At 72.2% G+C, this 17,292-nt stretch carries 14 protein-coding genes; 11 read left to right on the top strand and 3 right to left on the bottom strand.

Annotation, left to right across the window (positions count from 1 at the left end; all coding sequences use genetic code 11):
* The 4 genes from ACF07S_RS12065 to ACF07S_RS12050 form a co-directional block, all read left to right on the top strand.
* Nucleotides 1-131: alpha-glucosidase C-terminal domain-containing protein (locus ACF07S_RS12065; protein WP_391964322.1), on the top strand; the 131-nt coding region annotated here is incomplete at its 5' end.
* Nucleotides 132-159: 28 nt separating this feature from the next.
* Nucleotides 160-1,518, top strand: a complete 1,359-nt coding sequence (locus ACF07S_RS12060; RefSeq protein WP_391963960.1) for a maltokinase — start codon at nt 160-162, stop codon at nt 1,516-1,518.
* 4 nt (nt 1,519-1,522) lie between these two features.
* Nucleotides 1,523-3,754 (top strand): 1,4-alpha-glucan branching enzyme, encoded by a 2,232-nt coding sequence (glgB, locus tag ACF07S_RS12055; protein WP_391974106.1) that lies wholly within the window; start codon nt 1,523-1,525, stop codon nt 3,752-3,754.
* 108 nt (nt 3,755-3,862) lie between these two features.
* Nucleotides 3,863-4,951, top strand: coding sequence for a glutamate--cysteine ligase (locus tag ACF07S_RS12050; RefSeq protein WP_391974105.1), 1,089 nt, complete (start codon nt 3,863-3,865; stop codon nt 4,949-4,951).
* A 12-nt stretch (nt 4,952-4,963) separates the two neighbouring features.
* Here the strand turns inward: ACF07S_RS12050 and ACF07S_RS12045 are convergent, their stop codons facing one another.
* Complete coding sequence (locus ACF07S_RS12045; RefSeq protein ID WP_391963963.1) at nt 4,964-5,197, bottom strand: DUF6480 family protein; 234 nt, start codon at nt 5,195-5,197, stop codon at nt 4,964-4,966.
* Nucleotides 5,198-5,349: 152 nt separating this feature from the next.
* Here ACF07S_RS12045 and ACF07S_RS12040 point away from each other — a divergent pair, with 152 nt between their 5' ends.
* Both ACF07S_RS12040 and ACF07S_RS12035 read left to right on the top strand, forming a co-directional pair.
* Nucleotides 5,350-7,254, top strand: coding sequence for an AMP-dependent synthetase/ligase (locus ACF07S_RS12040; RefSeq protein WP_391974104.1), 1,905 nt, complete (start codon nt 5,350-5,352; stop codon nt 7,252-7,254).
* Between the two features lie 149 nt (nt 7,255-7,403).
* A complete protein-coding gene (locus tag ACF07S_RS12035; protein WP_391963965.1) occupies nt 7,404-7,838 on the top strand; it encodes an ATP-binding protein in 435 nt (144 codons plus the stop codon).
* Between the two features lie 18 nt (nt 7,839-7,856).
* Here ACF07S_RS12035 and ACF07S_RS12030 read toward each other — a convergent pair whose 3' ends face one another.
* Both ACF07S_RS12030 and ACF07S_RS12025 read right to left on the bottom strand, forming a co-directional pair.
* The gene (locus ACF07S_RS12030) at nt 7,857-8,288 is read right to left on the bottom strand and encodes an ATP-binding protein (protein ID WP_391963966.1); all 432 of its coding nucleotides are present in this window, start codon (nt 8,286-8,288) and stop codon (nt 7,857-7,859) included.
* Nucleotides 8,285-8,656, bottom strand: coding sequence for a PRC-barrel domain-containing protein (locus tag ACF07S_RS12025; protein WP_391963967.1), 372 nt, complete (start codon nt 8,654-8,656; stop codon nt 8,285-8,287). The genes ACF07S_RS12030 and ACF07S_RS12025 overlap by 4 nt, the downstream gene beginning before the upstream one ends.
* A 273-nt stretch (nt 8,657-8,929) precedes the next feature.
* Here ACF07S_RS12025 and ACF07S_RS12020 point away from each other — a divergent pair, with 273 nt between their 5' ends.
* The 5 genes from ACF07S_RS12020 (at nt 8,930) to ACF07S_RS12000 (ending at nt 17,248) form a co-directional block, all read left to right on the top strand.
* Nucleotides 8,930-12,934 carry a HAMP domain-containing protein gene (locus tag ACF07S_RS12020; RefSeq protein WP_391974103.1) on the top strand — a complete coding sequence of 1,335 codons (4,005 nt, stop codon included), beginning with the start codon at nt 8,930-8,932 and terminating at the stop codon, nt 12,932-12,934.
* Nucleotides 12,931-15,354, top strand: a complete 2,424-nt coding sequence (locus ACF07S_RS12015) for a SpoIIE family protein phosphatase (protein ID WP_391963969.1) — start codon at nt 12,931-12,933, stop codon at nt 15,352-15,354. The genes ACF07S_RS12020 and ACF07S_RS12015 overlap by 4 nt, the downstream gene beginning before the upstream one ends.
* A 113-nt stretch (nt 15,355-15,467) precedes the next feature.
* Nucleotides 15,468-15,860: an STAS domain-containing protein gene (locus ACF07S_RS12010; protein ID WP_391963970.1), complete on the top strand. Its 393-nt coding sequence runs from the start codon at nt 15,468-15,470 to the stop codon at nt 15,858-15,860.
* Between the two features lie 72 nt (nt 15,861-15,932).
* A complete protein-coding gene (locus ACF07S_RS12005; RefSeq protein ID WP_391974102.1) occupies nt 15,933-16,832 on the top strand; it encodes an STAS domain-containing protein in 900 nt (299 codons plus the stop codon).
* On the top strand, nt 16,829-17,248 hold the full coding sequence (locus ACF07S_RS12000; RefSeq protein WP_391963972.1) for an STAS domain-containing protein: 420 nt from the start codon (nt 16,829-16,831) through the stop codon (nt 17,246-17,248). Before ACF07S_RS12005 ends, ACF07S_RS12000 begins: the two co-directional genes overlap by 4 nt.
* Nucleotides 17,249-17,292 lie beyond the last annotated feature (44 nt).

The following is a 17,292-nucleotide window of genomic DNA, read 5'->3' as shown; positions in this document are numbered from 1 at the left end:
CGGTCGAGCTGTTCGGCGGCGTGCGCTTCCCGGCCGTCGGCGAACTGCCGTACCTGCTCACCCTCGGGGGCCACGGCTTCTACTGGTTCCGGCTCACCCGGGTCGCGTCCCGCATCGGCCGACGACTGTGAGGGTGTGCCGGCGTAAGGAGGCGTCACCATGACGAAGACAGCGTTCCTGCGCCCGCGAAGCGTGCCCGCCGGGCCCTTGGACTCACTCGCCGGGCTGCTGCGCGAGTGGCTGCCGCTGCAGCGCTGGTTCGCCGGCAAGGACCGGCCCGTCACCGACCTCGGCGTGCTGTCCATGACGGAGCTCTTCCCCGGCTGTCTCCACCTGCTGGTCCACGCCGGTCACGGAGGCGTACCCGCGCCCGGGGGCACACCGCCGGCCGGTGACTGCTACCAGCTCCTCCTCGGTGTACGGGAGCACCCCTCGCCGCGGCCGGGCAAGGCGCTGATCGGCAGGGTGCGGGACGGCCGGCTGGCCGGCCTGACGGTCTACGACGCCCTCCACGACCCCCGCGCCTCCCACCTGCTCCTGGAGCGGCTGCGCCACCCCGGCACGGCGGGCCCGCTGCGCTTCGAGTGCGACGCGTCGGCGTCCCTGCCCTACGGACTCGTGCCGCGGCTGCTGGACGCCGAGCAGTCCAACTCCTCGCTGGTGTACGGCGACGAGTACATCCTGAAGGTGTTCCGGCACATCCAGCCCGGTGTCAACCCGGATCTGGAGGTGCCGGGGGCGCTGGCCCGCCAGGGCTGCCACCGGGTCCCCGCCCCGGTGGCCTGGTTCTGCACCACGCACCCCTTCACGGCGACGCTCGGCGTGCTCCAGCCGTATCTGCGCGACGCCTCCGACGGCTGGACGCTGGCCCTGGACGCGCTCGCCGCCGGTGACGACTTCACCGCGCAGGCGCACGCCCTCGGCCGGGCGACCGCGGACGTGCACCTGGCGCTCTCCTCGGCGTTCCCCGTGGGCGCGCCCGGCGAGAACGGGCCGACGGCCGCGGCGATGACCGAGCGGCTGACCGCCGCGGCGCACTGCGTCCCCGCGCTCCAGCCGTTCGTGCCGGGGCTGCGGGCCGCCTTCGCCGCGCTGGCCACCTGCGATGCCGGGCCGCCCGCCCAGCGCATCCACGGCGACCTGCACCTGGGGCAGGTGCTGCGGGCGGGCCGCGAGTGGTTCGTCATCGACTTCGAGGGCGAACCGTCCCGTCCGCTGACCGAACGGCGCAGCGCCCACTCCCCGGTGCGGGACATCGCCGGGATGCTGCGCTCCTTCGACTACGCCGCCCGGCAGCGCCGCCCCTGGCGCCCGGAGTGGGCGCGCCGCTGCCGCGAGGCCTACTGCGCGGGCTACGCGGCCCGCGCCGGCTGGGACCCGCGCAAGAAGCACGGACTGCTCCGCGCCTACGAGACGGACCGGGCCGTGTACGAGGTGCTGTACGAGGCCCGGCACCGACCCGACTGGCTGCCCGTACCCATGGCGGCGATCGAGCGCCTCGCCGTGAGAGGAGACTGAAGCCGTGGCCCTGCGTGACATCCCGCTTCCCGAACCGGCCGGGCCCGTCCCGTCCGCCCCCGCCACCGATGCCCCGGGGGCCGCGCCCGCCCTCGATCCGGCCGAGAGGGGGCGCCTGCTGGCGGGCGCCCACCACGATCCGCACGCGCTGCTCGGCGCCCATCCGGTGCCCGGCGGGATCGCCTTCCGGGTGCTGCGCCCGTTCGCACGTGAGGTGCGCGTGGTCGTCGGCGGCGAGCGCACCCCGCTCGTCCCGGAGGACGACGGGCTCTTCTCCGGCGTGCTCCCACTGGACACCGTCCCCGCGTACACGCTGTCGGTCGCCTACGGGGACGACGCGCCCGTCGAGACGTACGATCCGTACCGGTTCCTGCCCGCGCTCGGCGAGTTCGACCTGCATCTGATCGCCGAGGGCCGGCACGAGGAGCTGTGGACGGCGCTCGGCGCGCACCCCATGACGCACCAGGGCGTGGCCGGCACCCGCTTCACGGTGTGGGCGCCGAACGCCCGGGGCGTGCGCCTCGCCACGGACTTCACGTACTGGGACGGCACGGCGTTCCCGATGCGCTCGCTCGGCTCGTCCGGGGTGTGGGAACTGTTCCTGCCGGGCGTCGGCGAGGGCACCCGCTACAAGTTCGAGATCCACTCCCGCCACGGCCACCGGTTCCTCAAGGCCGACCCGATGGCGCGCCGAACGGAGGCACCGCCGGACACGGCGTCCGTCGTGACGGCCTCGCACTACCAGTGGGGCGACGCCGGATGGCTCCGGCGCCGGGCCGAGGTGCCGGTGCACGAGGCGCCGTTCTCGGTCTACGAGGTGCACCTGCCGTCCTGGCGCCCGGGCCTGACGTACCGTCAGCTGGCCGACGAGCTGCCCGCGTACGTCACGGACCTCGGCTTCACCCATGTCGAGCTGATGCCCGTGGCCGAGCACCCCTTCGGCCCGTCCTGGGGCTACCAGGTCACCGGCTTCTACGCGCCGACCGCGCGGCTCGGCACCCCCGACGACTTCAGGTACCTGGTGGACGCGCTGCACCGGGCCGGCATCGGCGTGATCATGGACTGGGTGCCGGCGCACTTCCCGAAGGACGACTGGGCGCTGGCCCGGTTCGACGGGGACCCGCTGTACGAGCCCGGGGACTCCCGGCGCGCGGAGCACCCGGACTGGGGCACGTACACCTTCGACTTCGCCCGTACCGAGGTGCGCAACTTCCTCGTCGCCAACGCCGTCTACTGGTGCCAGGAGTTCCACATCGACGGCCTGCGGGTGGACGCGGTCGCCTCCATGCTCTACCTGGACTACTCGCGCGAGGACGGCCGGTGGGAGCCCAACGCGTACGGCGGCCGGGAGGACCTGGCGGCGATGGCGTTCCTGCAGGAGATGAACGCGACGGTCTACCGGCGCTGCCCCGGTGTGGTGACGATCGCGGAGGAGTCGACGGCGTGGGGCGGGGTGACCCGGCCCACCGACACCGGCGGTCTCGGGTTCGGCCTGAAGTGGAACATGGGCTGGATGCACGACACGCTGGAGTACGTCTCCCACGAGCCGGTGCACCGCAAGTACCACCACCACGAGATGACCTTCGCGATGGTGTACGCCTACAGCGAGAACTACGTGCTGCCCGTCTCGCACGACGAGGTGGTGCACGGCAAGCAGGCGCTGGTGTCGAAGATGCCCGGCGACTGGTGGCAGCGGCGCGCCACCGTCCGCGCCTACCTCGCCTTCATGTGGGCCCACCCCGGCAAGCAACTGCTCTTCATGGGGCAGGAGTTCGCCCAGGGTGCCGAGTGGTCCGAGCAGCAGGGCCCGGAGTGGTGGCTGCTCGACGACGGATACCACTCCGCCGGCGACCACCGCGGGGTGCGGGACCTGGTCCGCGACCTGAACGCGCACTACCGGGCGACCCCGGCGCTGTGGCAGCGGGACACCGACCCGTCCGGTTTCCGGTGGGTGTCGGTCGACGCCGCCGACGACAACGTCTTCGCGTTCCTGCGGTTCGACGCCGGGGGCCGGCCGCTGCTCGCGGTGTCGAACTTCTCCCCCGTGGTCCGGCACGACTACCCGCTCGGCGTCGGGGACGACGTGATCGCCTGGCGGGAGGTCCTCAACACCGACGCCGCGCGCTACGGCGGCGGTGACGTCACCCACCCGGACCCGGTCAAGCCCGAGGACGGCCGCGTCCGCCTCACGCTGCCTCCGCTCGCGACGGTGTGGCTGGCGCCGGCCGATCTGTGAGGCCCGGCGACGCCGCCAGGTGTCCGCTGCCCCGCGCGGGGCATTCGGGGTCGTACGACCGAGGGCATCTCGGCGTCGTCGCGGCAGGCCACAGAAAGGCGGCATCACGTGCGCACCGTCGGAGTGGAGGAGGAACTCCTCCTGGTCGATCCGGAGACAGGCGACCCGCGGGCGCTGTCCGCGGCCGTGCTGGCCCGCGCGGCCAGGCAGGACGCGGAACAGGACGTCTTCGAGAAGGAACTGCACGAGCAGATGCTGGAGTTCGCCACGCATCCGCAGTCCTCCATGGAGAGCCTGCACGAGGAGATCGTCCGCTGCCGCAAGGAGGCGGCGGGACACGCGGAGAAGATCGGCTGCACGGTCGCCGCTCTCGCCACCTCGCCGCTGCCGGTCAGTCCCGCGATCGGCATGAACCGGCGGTACCGGTGGATGGAGGAGCAGTACGGCATAGCCACCCGGGAGCAGCTCGTCATGGGCTGCCACGTCCATGTCTCCGTCGAGTCCGACGAGGAGGGCGTCGGCGTCGTGGACCGGCTGCGGCCCTGGCTGTCGGTGCTGGCGGCGATCAGCACGAACTCGCCGTTCTGGCAGGGCAAGGAGACGGGGTACAGCAGCTACCGCAGCCGGGTCTGGCAGCGCTGGCCGTCCGCCGGTCCGACGGAGATCTTCGGCTCGGCCGAGCGGTACCACCGGCGGGTCGCCGACATGGTGGCCACCGGGTCCATCCTGGACGAGAAGATGGTCTACTTCGACGCGCGGCTGTCCCAGCAGTACCCGACGGTCGAGATCCGTGTCTCCGACGTCTGCCTGCACGCGGAGACCGCGGGACTGATCGCCACCCTGGCCCGCGCGCTGGTGGACACCGCGGCGGGCGAGTGGAAGGCCGGCCGGGAGCCGCTGGACCCCGGTGTGAGCCTGCTCCGGCTGGCCGCCTGGCAGGCGGCCCGCTCCGGTCTGACGGGCGAGCTGCTGCACCCCGAGACCATGCGCCGCATGCCCGCGGAGGCGGTCGTGCGCATCTTCCTCGACCACGTCGGCGAGGCCCTGGAGGCCAACGGTGACCTGGAGCGTGCCCGCGAGGGCTGCGCGCGTCTGCTCCGCGACGGCAACGGGGCCCAGGTCCAGCGGGGGCTGATGGAGCGCACGGGGAGCCTGAGGGATGTCGTCACGGAGTGCGTACGGCACACCCAGGGGTGAGCCGCGGCGGGGTCAGAGGATCAGGATCAGGGCGTAGGCCAGGAAGAACGCCGCGACCAGCACCGCGAGGGTGATGATCGCGGTCAGGGGTCCCTTGGCCCAGCCCTTGGTCGGATTGTGGGTCTCCCGGGGACCTGCCTCGGGCATGCTGCTCTCCGCGGGAGGGGTTTCGCCCGGGGGCACGCCGCCCCCGGGCTCGAGGCCTGTGCTGCGTTCCGGTTCGGGATCCGGACTGATGTGAGTCATACCGTCCGGGTCCCCCGAAGCGCCGGGATCATCGGTGCGGACCCACTTGTCCCGATCCCGGCACGGGGGCGCTGCGGCTCGGCTAGATTCAGGCACCGCCGACGACCGTACTCGTCGGCCGAGTCACAGTCCGTACGTCTCAGGAGCAGTGCATGCGCGACCTCGCTCTCGCTCCCCCGTCTCCCCCGCCCCTGACCGGCGGCCTCGCCGACAGCCTCTTCGAGACGGCCGCCGAGCGCCCCTCCCTGCCGGTGCTCGCCCGCCGCACCGGTCCCTCCGCCGCCACCTGGGAGGAGATCACCGCCACGGAGTTCCGGGACGAGGTCGTCGGTCTGGCGAAGGGCCTGATCGCGTCCGGGATCTCACCGGGCGTGCGGGTCGCCGTCATGGCGCGCACCCGCTACGAGTGGACGGTCCTGTGCCATGCCCTGTGGACGGTGGGTGCCGAGGTCGTCCCGGTCCATCCGACGTCCTCGCGCGACCAGGTGGAGTGGATCCTGAGGGACTCCGGCTGTGTGGCCGTGCTGGTGGAGGACGAGCAGGGGGTGATGACCGTCGGGTCCGTGTGCGCCGCGCTGCCCGGGCTGCGGCACGTCTGGCAGCTGGACGCCGGGGCCCTCGACCAGCTGGTGGCGCGCGGTGAGTTCATACCGGCGGCGACGGTCGACTCGATGCGCCGGATCGTGCCGCCGGACAGCACGGCCGTCGTCGCCTACACCTCCGGCACCTCGGGCCGCCCGATGGGCTGCGCCCTGAGCCACCGCGGCCTGGCCTTCATCTGCGACACCCTGCTGGCGGGCTGGGGCCACACGGCGGCGGAGCCGGGAGAGCAGGGCGCCGTCCTCGCCTTCCTGCCCTTCTCCCATGTGTACGGGCTGATGATCCAGGGCCTGTGCGTACGGGGCGGTCTGCTGATGGGGCACGAGCCCGACATCAGCGGGGAGAGCCTGTCCTCGGCCCTGCGCACCTTCCGGCCCACCTATCTGTACGCCGTCCCCTCGCTGCTGGAGAAGATCTACAAGAACTTCCTGCGCGCGGCGCAGCGGTCGGGCCGCGGCGCCCTGTTCGAGCGGGCCGCCGGCACGGCCCGGGATTTCGCCGCGGCGCTGGAGCGGCAGCGGCTGGGCCGGGGCCCCGGGCCCGGCTTCGACCTGAGGCTGCAGCACGCGCTGTACGAGCGCACCGTCTACCGCAAGCTGCGCCAGGCGCTGGGCGGCCGGGTGCGCCGCGCCACGTCGGGCGGTTCGCCGCTCGACCGCGGCCTCTCCCTCTTCTACGAGGGCATCGGCATCTACGTGCACGACGGCTACGGACTCACCGAGACGAGCGGCGGGGTGACGATGCAGCCGCTCGGACGGGAGAAGTCCGGCACCGTCGGACGGGCGCTGCCCGGCGTCGGGATCCGGGTGGCCGACGACGGGGAGATCCTGGTGCGCGGGCCGTCGGTGTTCCAGGGCTACGTCGGGGACGAGGCCGCCACCCGGGCCGCGCTGCGCGGCGGCTGGCTGGCCACGGGGGACCTGGGCCGGCTGGACTCCGAGGGCTACCTCAGCATCACCGGCCGCAAGAAGGACGTCATCATCACCAGCAGCGGCAAGAGCGTGGCGCCGGCGGCGCTGGAGCAGCGGCTGCGGGCGCACCCGCTCGTCCATCAGGCCGTGGTCGTGGGTGACAACCGGCCGTGTGTGGGCGCCCTGATCACCCTGGACCCCGATTTCCTGGCCCACTGGCGGGCGGCGCTGGCCCTGACCGGCGACGCGCCGACCCGGGAGGCGAGGGAGGAGAACGCGCTGCGCGAGGAGGTCGCGCGGGCGGTCGCCGCGGCCAACAGCAGCGTGTCGCGCTCGGAGTCGATCCGGGTGTTCCGGGTGCTGCCCGAGCCGTTCGACGTCACCAACGGGCTGCTGACCCCGTCGATGAAACTGCGCCGGGACGAGATCGTGCGGCACCACGCGCTGGAGATCGACGCGATGTACCAGTCGCGTACGCGTCCGGGGCGCACGCCGGTCCCGGACGAACCGCCGGGCTGGGACGACACGGACAACGTGTTCCGCTGACCGTCCCGGCGGCCTCCGGCGCGTGACGTGTTTGTCACCGGCCGGGCACGGGCAGGCGCGCGTAGGCTCCGGCCGCACGGGAACCCACACATCGAAGGGACGCAGAGGACACAGCGACTGCCCCGTGATGCCGGGGCCCGGAAGGCGAGATGGCACCCGAGCCGCGTAGGGACGAGACACTGGCTGCCGAGGAGATAACGAGCCGCGTCGCCGGCTTCCCGGGGGAGCTGCACGACGTGACGGAGGCGCGCCTGGTCGCGGAGGAATTCCTCTTCGACCTGGCCCGTGTGGCGGCGCCGTCGGCTCCGGAGCACTGGGACGACATACTCCTGGTGGTCACGGAACTGGCCGCCAATGCGGTGCAGTACGCACCGGGCCCCTTCGAACTGCGTCTGCGCAGGACGTTCGACGGGGTGCATGTGGTGATGCACGACACCAGTACCACGGAGCCGGCCCCACGGCCCTTCCACCCGAACCACGGTGCGGGCGGTATCGGCTGGCACCTGATCCACACCCTGTGCGATCAGGTCAGTGTGGTCACCGACGATCGCGGCAAGGACATCCACGTCTTCCTGCCGTGGTGACGCGCCGTTCCCCGCCGCTCAGGGCACGGGGGCGTCGCGCAGAGGGACCAGCACGCTGATCGTCTTGCCGCCCCCGGGGCGGGGGCTGATGCCGACGTCCCGCGCCAGTCTGGTCACGAGGGGCCAGCCGTAACCGCTGCCGTGGTGGACGACGGGCAGGGAGGCGGTTCCGCCGGCGGCCTCGGGGACCACGTCGCTGTGATCGTGCACGGCGATCAGCACCCCCTCGTCCGTCGGGCGGGCGTCGAAGCCGGCCAGTCCGGCGCCGTGCCGGATCGCGTTGGTGACCAGCTCCGAGACGACGAGCGCGAGGTCGATCATGTCCTGGTGGTGGGGGGTGCGGCCCTCGGCCCCCCATCGGGCGCGCACCACGGCCTCGGCGTGCGCCCGTGCGCCGGCGGGTGTGTCGGCCTTCGTGTCCGGCGTCCGGTCCGTCGGCGCGGTGCTCACCCGGTGCTGCCCCCGCGCGGCGGCAGCCGGTGGTAGTAGTCACCGACCGCGGTCAGATAGGCGGGGTCCATGGTCTCGCTGTCGGTGTGGAACCGGGGCGCCGCCTTCACCTCGGCCCTGCTGCAGGACACCGTCAGCTTCCGCTCCGCGGCGTCGGCGGCCTCGACGACGCCGACCGGCACCAGGATGCTGCGCCCGAACACCCACACACCGGTGTCCACGACGAGGTGCCGCATCCCGTGGTGGCCGGCCTGGCGGTCCACGTGGCCGATGGTGCCGTCACTCGCGACGACGGTGTAGCCCGTCAGGTCCCGGCCCTCCATGTGGACCAGGTCCGGCGCGTACGACCAGATGCTGTCGATGGGCACTGCTCCTTGCCTTCCCGGTGAACGACGGATCCCGGAGCGGGAGGGGTCCGTGTCCGGGCCCGTCCGGCTCCACAGCAGCACATACCCGTCAGGGACGGGCGCATTCGAAAGGCCCGGACCGGAAATCGCGCGCCGCGGGGTTCGCGTACGGTCTCCAGGATGTCACGTGTTTGTTGGGCGACCGCGACCTGGGTTAGCCTTCGACGTATTTTCCTACCAAGCAGATCCGTGAACTGCGGAAACGCGCATCGACTTCGCCGGGACGAGGGTGCCATGACCAGCAAGAGCACCAGGGGTGCCGAGGCGTCTCCGGGGGACCGGGAGCTGAGGCAACTTCTGGCGGGGCTGACCGCCGTACGGGACGGGGATTTCGGTACCCGGCTGCCGGACGGCGGGGACGGCCTCATGGGAGACATCGCCAAGGTCTTCAACGGCATGGTGGACCAGCTGTCGGTGTTCACCTCCGAGGTGACGCGCGTGGCCCGCGAGGTCGGTACCGAGGGAGCGCTGGGCGGGCAGGCGCACGTGCCGGGGGTCTCCGGCACCTGGGCCGATCTGACGGACTCGGTCAACGCCATGGCGGGCAACCTCACCGCGCAGGTCCGCAATGTGGCGCAGGTGACGACGGCCGTCGCGAAGGGCGACCTGTCGCAGAAGATCACCGTGGACGCCCGCGGCGAGATCCTCGAACTCAAGAACACCATCAACACGATGGTCGACCAGCTCTCCGCCTTCGCCGACGAGGTCACCCGCGTCGCCCGCGAGGTCGGCACCGAAGGACGCCTCGGCGGCCAGGCCGATGTGCAGGGCGTCAAGGGCACCTGGCGCGACCTCACCCACTCGGTGAACTTCATGGCGGGCAACCTCACCGGCCAGGTCCGCAACATCGCCCTGGTGGCGACGGCCGTCGCGAAGGGCGACCTGTCGCAGAAGATCACCGTGGACGCCCGCGGCGAGATCCTCGAACTCAAGAACACCATCAACACGATGGTCGACCAGCTCTCCGCCTTCGCCGACGAGGTCACCCGCGTCGCCCGCGAGGTCGGCACCGAAGGACGCCTCGGCGGCCAGGCCCAGGTGCGGGGCGTCTCCGGCACCTGGAAGGACCTCACCGACAACGTCAACGTGATGGCGTCCAACCTGACCGGTCAGGTCCGCTCCATCGCCCAGGTCGCCTCCGCGGTCGGCCGGGGCGACCTGTCGCAGCGGATCAGGGTCGAGGCCGCCGGTGAGGTCGCCGCGCTGGCCGACGTCATCAACACGATGGTGGACACGCTGTCGGCGTTCGCCGACGAGGTCACCCGCGTCGCCCGCGAGGTCGGCACCGAAGGACGCCTCGGCGGCCAGGCCCACGTGCCCGGTGTCGCGGGCACCTGGAAGGACCTCACCGACAACGTCAACTCCATGGCCAACAACCTCACCGGCCAGGTGCGCAACATCGCGCTGGTGACGACCGCCGTGGCCCTGGGCGACCTGTCGAAGAAGATCGACGTGGACGCGCGCGGCGAGATCCTCGAGCTGAAGACGACCATCAACACGATGGTCGACCAGCTCTCCGCCTTCGCCCAGGAGGTCACCCGCGTCGCCCGCGAGGTCGGCACCGAAGGACGCCTCGGCGGCCAGGCGGAGGTCGAGGGGGTCTCCGGCACCTGGAAGCGGCTGACCGAGAACGTCAACGAACTGGCCGGCAACCTGACCCGCCAGGTCCGGGCCATCGCCGAGGTCACGAGCGCCGTCGCCGAGGGCGACCTGACCCGGTCCGTCAACGTGGAGGCCTCCGGCGAGGTCGCCGAGCTCAAGGACAACATCAACGCGATGGTGGAGTCCCTGCGCGAGACCACCCGGGCCAACCAGGAACAGGACTGGCTCAAGACCAACCTCGCCCGGGTCTCCGGGCTGATGCAGGGACACCGCGACCTGCCCGTGGTCGCCGAGCTGATCATGGACGAGCTGGTGCCGCTGGTGTCGGCCCAGTACGGCGCCTTCTATCTCGCGGAGGACGGCGAGAAGGGCCCCGAGCTGCGCCTCGTCGGCTCCTACGGCTACCCCGACGACGAGGACCGTCCCGCCCGGATCGCCTTCGGCCGCACCCTGGTCGGCCAGGCCGCGCGCAGCCGCCGCACCATCGTGGTGGACGAGCTGCCGCCGGACTACGTGACCATCTCCTCCGGGCTCGGCCGGGTGGTGCCGACCGCGCTGGTGCTGCTGCCCATCGTGGTCGAGGGCCAGGTCCTGGGAGTCATCGAGCTGGCTTCGGTGACCCCGTTCACCCAGGTCCACCAGGACTTCCTGGCGCAGTCGATGGAGACCATCGGCGTCAACGTCAACACCATCGTGGCCAACGCCCGGACCGACGAGCTGCTGGTCGAGTCGCAGCGGCTCACCGCCGAACTGCAGCAGCGTTCGGCGGAGTTGCAGGCCCAGCAGGAGGAACTCCAGCACTCCAACGCCGAGCTGGAGGACAAGGCGGCGCTGCTGGCCTCGCAGAACCGGGACATCGAGGCGAAGAACTGGCAGATCGAACAGGCCCGGCAGGAACTCGAGGCACGCGCACAGCAGTTGTCGCTGGCCTCGAAGTACAAGTCGGAGTTCCTGGCCAACATGAGCCACGAACTGCGCACCCCGCTGAACAGCCTGCTGATCCTGGCCCAGCTGCTCGCCCAGAACCCCTCGCGCAACCTCAGCCCCAAGCAGGTCGAGTACGCGCAGATCATCCACTCGGCGGGCTCGGACCTGCTGCAGCTGATCAACGACATCCTCGACCTGTCCAAGGTCGAGGCCGGGAAGATGGACGTCAGCCCCGAGCGGGTGGAGCTGCGCCGGCTCATCGAGTACGTCGAGGCCACCTTCCGGCCCATGACGATGCAGAAGAACCTGGACTTCACGGTGACGACGGCGCCGGGCGCTCCGGCCGACCTGCTCACCGACGACTCCAGACTGCGGCAGGTGCTGCGCAATCTGCTGTCCAACGCGGTCAAGTTCACCGAGCGGGGCGGGGTGGAGCTGCGGATCGAACCCGCGCCGGACGACGAGGTGCCCGGCGGCGTGCTGCGTGGCGGGCCGGTGGCGGCCTTCCGGGTGCGGGACACCGGTGTGGGCATCCCGGAACAGCACCTGGAGGCGATCTTCGGCGCGTTCCAGCAGGCGGACGGCACGACGAGCCGCAAGTACGGGGGTACGGGGCTCGGTCTGTCCATCACCCGGGAGATCGCGCATCTGCTCGGCGGCGCGGTCACGGTGGAGAGCGTCGCGGGCCAGGGCAGCACGTTCACGCTGTTCCTGCCGGTGGCCCGGCCGGAGTTCGAGAACGTGCTGCGGCCCGCCCCCGCGCAGGACCGGATCGCGGGCGAGGTGATCCCGGGCGAGCCCTCCGGGCAGCCGCCGGCGATCGAGGCGGGGGCGGGGTCCAGACCGCGTCCGCGGCGCCTGCTCGTCCTGGAGGAGCGGCCCCGGGGCCTGCTGACCCTGGTCGCGGAGAGCGTCGTCCAGGACGTCTCGCACGGCCGGGGCGACGCTTCCTCCCGGCTCCCGGTCGACGTGATCACCGCCGTCGGCGCCCAGGAGGCCGCCGGTGCGCTGGCCGCCGATCCCTGCCACTGCGTGGTGCTGGACCTCGGCATGCCGCAGGAGGAGGTCACCCGCTTCCTGGAAGCGCTGCGGGGCGACGCCGCCCTGGCGAGCGTGCCGGTGCTGGTGCACAGCGGGCACCCCGCCGACGCGGCGGTCGAGAAGGTCCTGCGCTCCCGCTCCGAGGGCACGGCGCTGGAGTTCCTCTCCAGCCTCGACGAACTGCGCGAACGCATCGTGCTGCACCTCGCCGCCGAGGAGCCCGGCGACGTGCTGTCGCTGGTGCGGGCGGACGAGACGCAGTCGGCGGCACCGGAGACGGTGGTGGACGGCCCGTTCTCGGGCCGTACCGTCCTCGTCGTCGACGACGACGCGCGCAACCTCTTCGCGCTCAGCGGGATCCTGGAACTGCACGGCTTCCGCGTGCTGCACGCGGAAGACGGCCGCAAGGGCATCGAGGCACTGGTGAACAACCCGGACGTGGCGCTCGTGCTGATGGATGTGATGATGCCCGAGCTGGACGGCTACGCGGCCACGGCCGAGATCCGCGCGATGCCGCAGTACGCCGAGCTGCCGATCATCGCCGTCACGGCGAAGGCGATGCCCGGCGACCGGGAGAAGAGCCTCGCCTCGGGGGCCAGTGACTACGTCACCAAACCGGTCGACGCCGAGGACCTGATCACCCGCGTCCGCCGCTGGCTGTCGGCATGAGCGTCGACCAGCATCCGGACCGGTCGCGGCTCGAGCCTTCCTCCGCCGGGCCCGCGGGGGTGTCCGCCCGCTCCCCCGTGGGCAGGCTGGCCGCCACGGTGGAGCGGCTCAGCCGTGAGGTACGGGCCGCGCAGGCCGAGGCCGAGGGGCGGGCGCTGATCGAGCTCGCCAAGGGCATCCTCGTCGAGCGCCTGGGATGCGGTCCCGCGCAGGCCGCGCGCCAGCTCTCCGAACTGACCGAGCAGGCGGGGACGAACCCGCTGGAGTTCGCGGTCGAGGTCATCAACCAGGCCGCCCGGGACCGGATGTCGGAGGTGACGGACGCCTTCCTGGCCGCCACCCGGGCCGCCGCCGAGGCGAACCCGGAGCCGGACACCGAGCCGGCCGCCGAGCCGGCCGCCGTACGGCTGCGCGCGGCCGAGAGCGGGGCGCTGGCCGCCAACGACACGCAGGCCGTGGCGGAGTCCCTGCTCGAGCAGGCGCTGCGCCCGCTGGGCGCGGTCGCCGTGGCGATCTGGTCGGTCGGCGCCGACGGGTCGCTCACCCTGGCGGGCAGCGCCGGGTTCTCCCCGGCCGAGGCGGCGCGCTGGTACTACGTGCCGCCGGACGTGGCGACGGTGGCCCGGTGCGGCCTCGAGGAGCGCGACGGCCTGTGGATCAGGTCGTCGTCCGACAAGGGCCTGCCCAGCGTCGGACGGCACCATCACCCGGACGGCGGCAGGGTGGCCGTGCCCGCCGGCACCGGGGGACGCGTGTACGGCGTGCTGGAGATCGTCTGGCCCGAGCCGCTGCCGGAGCAGCCCCCGCAGATCGTCCGCCAGGTGGAGGCCCTGGCGGAGCTGTGCGCCCACACCCTGGAGACGAACACGGGACCCGCCGGTTCGGACCACCCGCCGCGGGTGCTGCCGGACGCCGCGGAACTCATGGACCTGGCCGACGGGCTGTACGACCCGACGCTCGTCCTCGTGCCGCACCTGGACGCCTCCGGGAACCTGGTGGACTTCCGCATCCAGCACGTCAACAGCCGCTTCCTGGACCCGGCGGGCCGGCCGCGGGCCATGGTCAGCGGTGCGCTGCTGCTGGAGGCGTACCCGATGGCCGCCGGGGGCAGCGAGCTGTTCCAGCGGATCGAACGGGTGTACGCAACGGGCGAGCCGTTCCGGGCCCGGCGCATGAACCTGACCGCGCTCGTCGACCAGGTGCCGCTGTCGGCGGTCGCGGACATCAGCGTGAGCCGGCACGGCGCGGGCATCCTGTTCATCTGGCGCATCGAGGACGAGACGGCCCGCCTGGCGAGCCTGCTCCAGCACGCCCAGCGGCTCGGCCGGATCGGCGGCTTCGAGGAGAACCTGCTGACCGGGGAGATCACCTGGAACGGTCAGCTGTTCGACCTGTACGGACGCCCGCAGACCAGCACTCCGGTTCCGCTGGAGGAGCTGCCCGCGCACGCCCATCCCGACGACGCGGTCACCATCGGCCGCTTCCTGCGTACGCTGCTGCACCACCGGCGCCCGGCCTCGGCCGCGTTCCGGCTGCAACGGCCCGACGGGGTGACCCGGCACATCCGGGTCGTCGCCGAGCCGGTGCTGGACACCGACGGCCGGCTGCTCACCACCCGCGGCGCCTACCAGGACATCTCGGCCCAGCACTGGACGGAGGTGGCGCTGGCGGCCACCCGTGACCAGCTGGCCCACACCGAGCAGCAGGCCAGTGAGCGCGACCGGCTGGCACTGCAGTTGCAGCGCGCCATCATGCCGCCCGCCCAGGCGCCGTTGCAGGTGCCCGACCTGCACGTGGCCGTCCGCTACCGGCCCGCGGAGGCGGAGCAGCTGGTGGGCGGCGACTGGTACGACGCCGTGGTGCTGCCGTCCGGGCTGGTGCTGCTGTGCGTGGGCGATGTCGCCGGCCACGGCATAGAGGCGGCGACCAGCATGGTCGTGCTGCGCAACGCGCTGCGCGGTCTCGCCGTCACCGGGGCGGGCCCCGGGCAGCTGCTGTCGTGGCTGAACATCGTGGCGCACCATCTGACGGGCGGCGTCACCGCCACCGCGGTCTGCGCCCTGTACGACCCGGCCTCGCACACGCTGCGGTGGGCCCGGGCGGGTCATCTGCCGCCGGTGCTGGTGCGGGGTTCCGAGGCCGCCGCGCTGCCCCTGGTGCGGGGGCTGCTGCTCGGTGCCGTACCGGAGGCGGCGTACGAGGAGGGGGAGCTGCGACTGGCCCCCGGGGACAACCTGCTGATGTACACGGACGGTCTGATCGAGCGCCGGGACCGCTCCGTGGAGGAGTCCCTGACCCATCTGCTCACCACCGCCGCCGACGCTCCGGGCACGCTCGACCAGCGGCTGGACCGGCTGCTCACGTACAGCAGGTCGGACACGGACGACGACACCTGCATCGTGGGGATCCGGGTGGACTAGGAGCCGACTGGGAGGAGAAGCACCGTCGCGGGCACGGGCCAGGCATGAACGGGCGATTCGGGGGTACGCGCGGCTGCGCGACGAAGAGCTTGATCACCGTGTTGGAGGTACTCGTGCCCATTGCCCAGGACCCGTTGTCCGTCGAGGTGACCCTTCCGCGTGAGGATGTGGCCCTGCTCACGGTGGAGGGGTACTTGGACGTCGATACGGCGACCGAGTTCCAGCACCACCTGGCGAACCAGCTCCATCACGGCCGCCGGCACTTCCTGCTCGATCTGCGGGCGGTCCCCTTCATGGACTCGTCCGGCATGAACATCATCCTCCGGGTCTACCAGCAGGCGCGGGATCTGCCGGGGAGCGTGCACATCATCTCCCCCGTCCCCGCGGTGCGCCGCATCCTCGACCTGACGGGCGTGAGCATCACCGTCCCCGTCTCCGAGAGCCTCGACGAGGCGCTGGAGCGCGTCGACCGGCCGGCGGAGGATCCCGCCGGACCGGAAGCCTGAACGGAACGCGCGATCCCGCGGCCGGGCGGACCCGGCGCGACGCGGCAGGGACGACGAGGAGGAGAACGACAGGTGCCGGAGCACGAAGAAGGCGGATCGACCGGAACACCGACGCACGCGGTCAGGGACTTCCTGCGGCGCCGGCGCGAGCAGATAGCCCAACGATGGGCGGACGAGCCCCTGTTCCGTACCGTCTTCACGCTCTCGCGCGACGAAGCGGTGGAGGCGGGCAAGGAGGTCGTCGACGCGCTGGCCCTGGTCGCCGACTCCGAGCGGGTCGAGGATCCTGACGCCGCGGGCTTCACCGGTGTGCGCGAGCAGCTGGCCCGGATGGGAGCGGCCCGCGCCCGTGCCGGGCTGTCGACCACCCAGGTGTCGGCCGAACTGGCCGCGCTGACCGCGCCGGTGGAGAATCTCCTGGTCGCCGATCTCGGGACGGAGCCCCCCGAGCGGCTGCGGAAGTGCGCGACGACACTCAACGTGCTGATGGGCACGCTGCGTCTGGTGACCATGCAGACGGCGCTGAGCGAGGTACAGGCCATGATCGACCGCCAGCGGCTCCAGCTGCTGGAGGTGGCGACCCCGGTGATCAAGCTGTGGGACGGCATCGTGGCGGTCCCGCTGATCGGGACGCTGGACAGCGCCCGCAGCCAGGGGGTGATGGAGACCCTGCTGGACGCGGTCGTCGACCAGCACGCCCGGTTCGCGATCCTCGACATCACCGGTGTGCCGACGGTCGACTCGCTGGTGGCCCAGCACCTGATGAAGACGGTCGCCGCGGCCCGGCTGATGGGCGCGGAGTGCGTGGTGTCCGGCATCCGTCCGGCGATCGCGCAGACCATGGTGCACCTGGGTCTGGACCTCGGCACGGTGAAGACCCGCGCGACGCTCGCCGACGCGCTCGGGTACTGCCTGCACGAGCTGGGGGCGAACATCGTGAACGCGGCGCCCGACGGTGCGGTCCGCCGGTGAGCGAGGACGTCGCCCGCCCGGTCGCGGGACACGTGCCGGTCCTCAGACTCGGCGACGTGCTGCTGGTCACCCTGCAGGGAGACCTGTACGACAGCACGGCCCACCAGCTCCAGAACGATCTCGCCGAGACCATCGCCCGCAGCGGGGTGGCGGGTGTGGTGATCGACATCTCCGGCGTGGAGATCGTCGACTCCTTCCTCGGGCGGGTGCTGGCCGAGATCGCGGCCCAGACCGAGCTGCTGGCCGCGCGGACCGTGCTGGCCGGCATGCGGCCGGCGGTCGCCATCACCCTGGTGGAGCTGGGTCTGACCCTGCCGGGGCTGCGGACCGCCCTGACCACCGAGGCGGCGCTGGAACTCCTCGCGCAGCCCGTCGTGCCGACCCGCTCCGGCGGCAGACGCGAGGAGGGTCCGTGACACACGCCGCCGCGGGCGTCGAGGCCCGTCTGCCCATCCGGTCG

This window comes from Streptomyces sp. NPDC016640 (assembly GCF_043076215.1).
Taxonomy (GTDB): domain Bacteria; phylum Actinomycetota; class Actinomycetes; order Streptomycetales; family Streptomycetaceae; genus Streptomyces.
This window is presented reverse-complemented; position numbering and strand designations above follow the sequence as displayed.

Coding starts and splice junctions, on each gene's coding strand:
- ACF07S_RS12060 (WP_391963960.1), top strand. CDS start 160: ATGACGAAGACAGCGTTCCTGCGCCCGCGAAGCGTGCCCGCCGGGCCC.
- ACF07S_RS12045 (WP_391963963.1), bottom strand. CDS start 5,197: ATGACTCACATCAGTCCGGATCCCGAACCGGAACGCAGCACAGGCCTC.
- ACF07S_RS12040 (WP_391974104.1), top strand. CDS start 5,350: ATGCGCGACCTCGCTCTCGCTCCCCCGTCTCCCCCGCCCCTGACCGGC.
- ACF07S_RS12035 (WP_391963965.1), top strand. CDS start 7,404: ATGGCACCCGAGCCGCGTAGGGACGAGACACTGGCTGCCGAGGAGATA.
- ACF07S_RS12020 (WP_391974103.1), top strand. CDS start 8,930: ATGACCAGCAAGAGCACCAGGGGTGCCGAGGCGTCTCCGGGGGACCGG.
- ACF07S_RS12015 (WP_391963969.1), top strand. CDS start 12,931: ATGAGCGTCGACCAGCATCCGGACCGGTCGCGGCTCGAGCCTTCCTCC.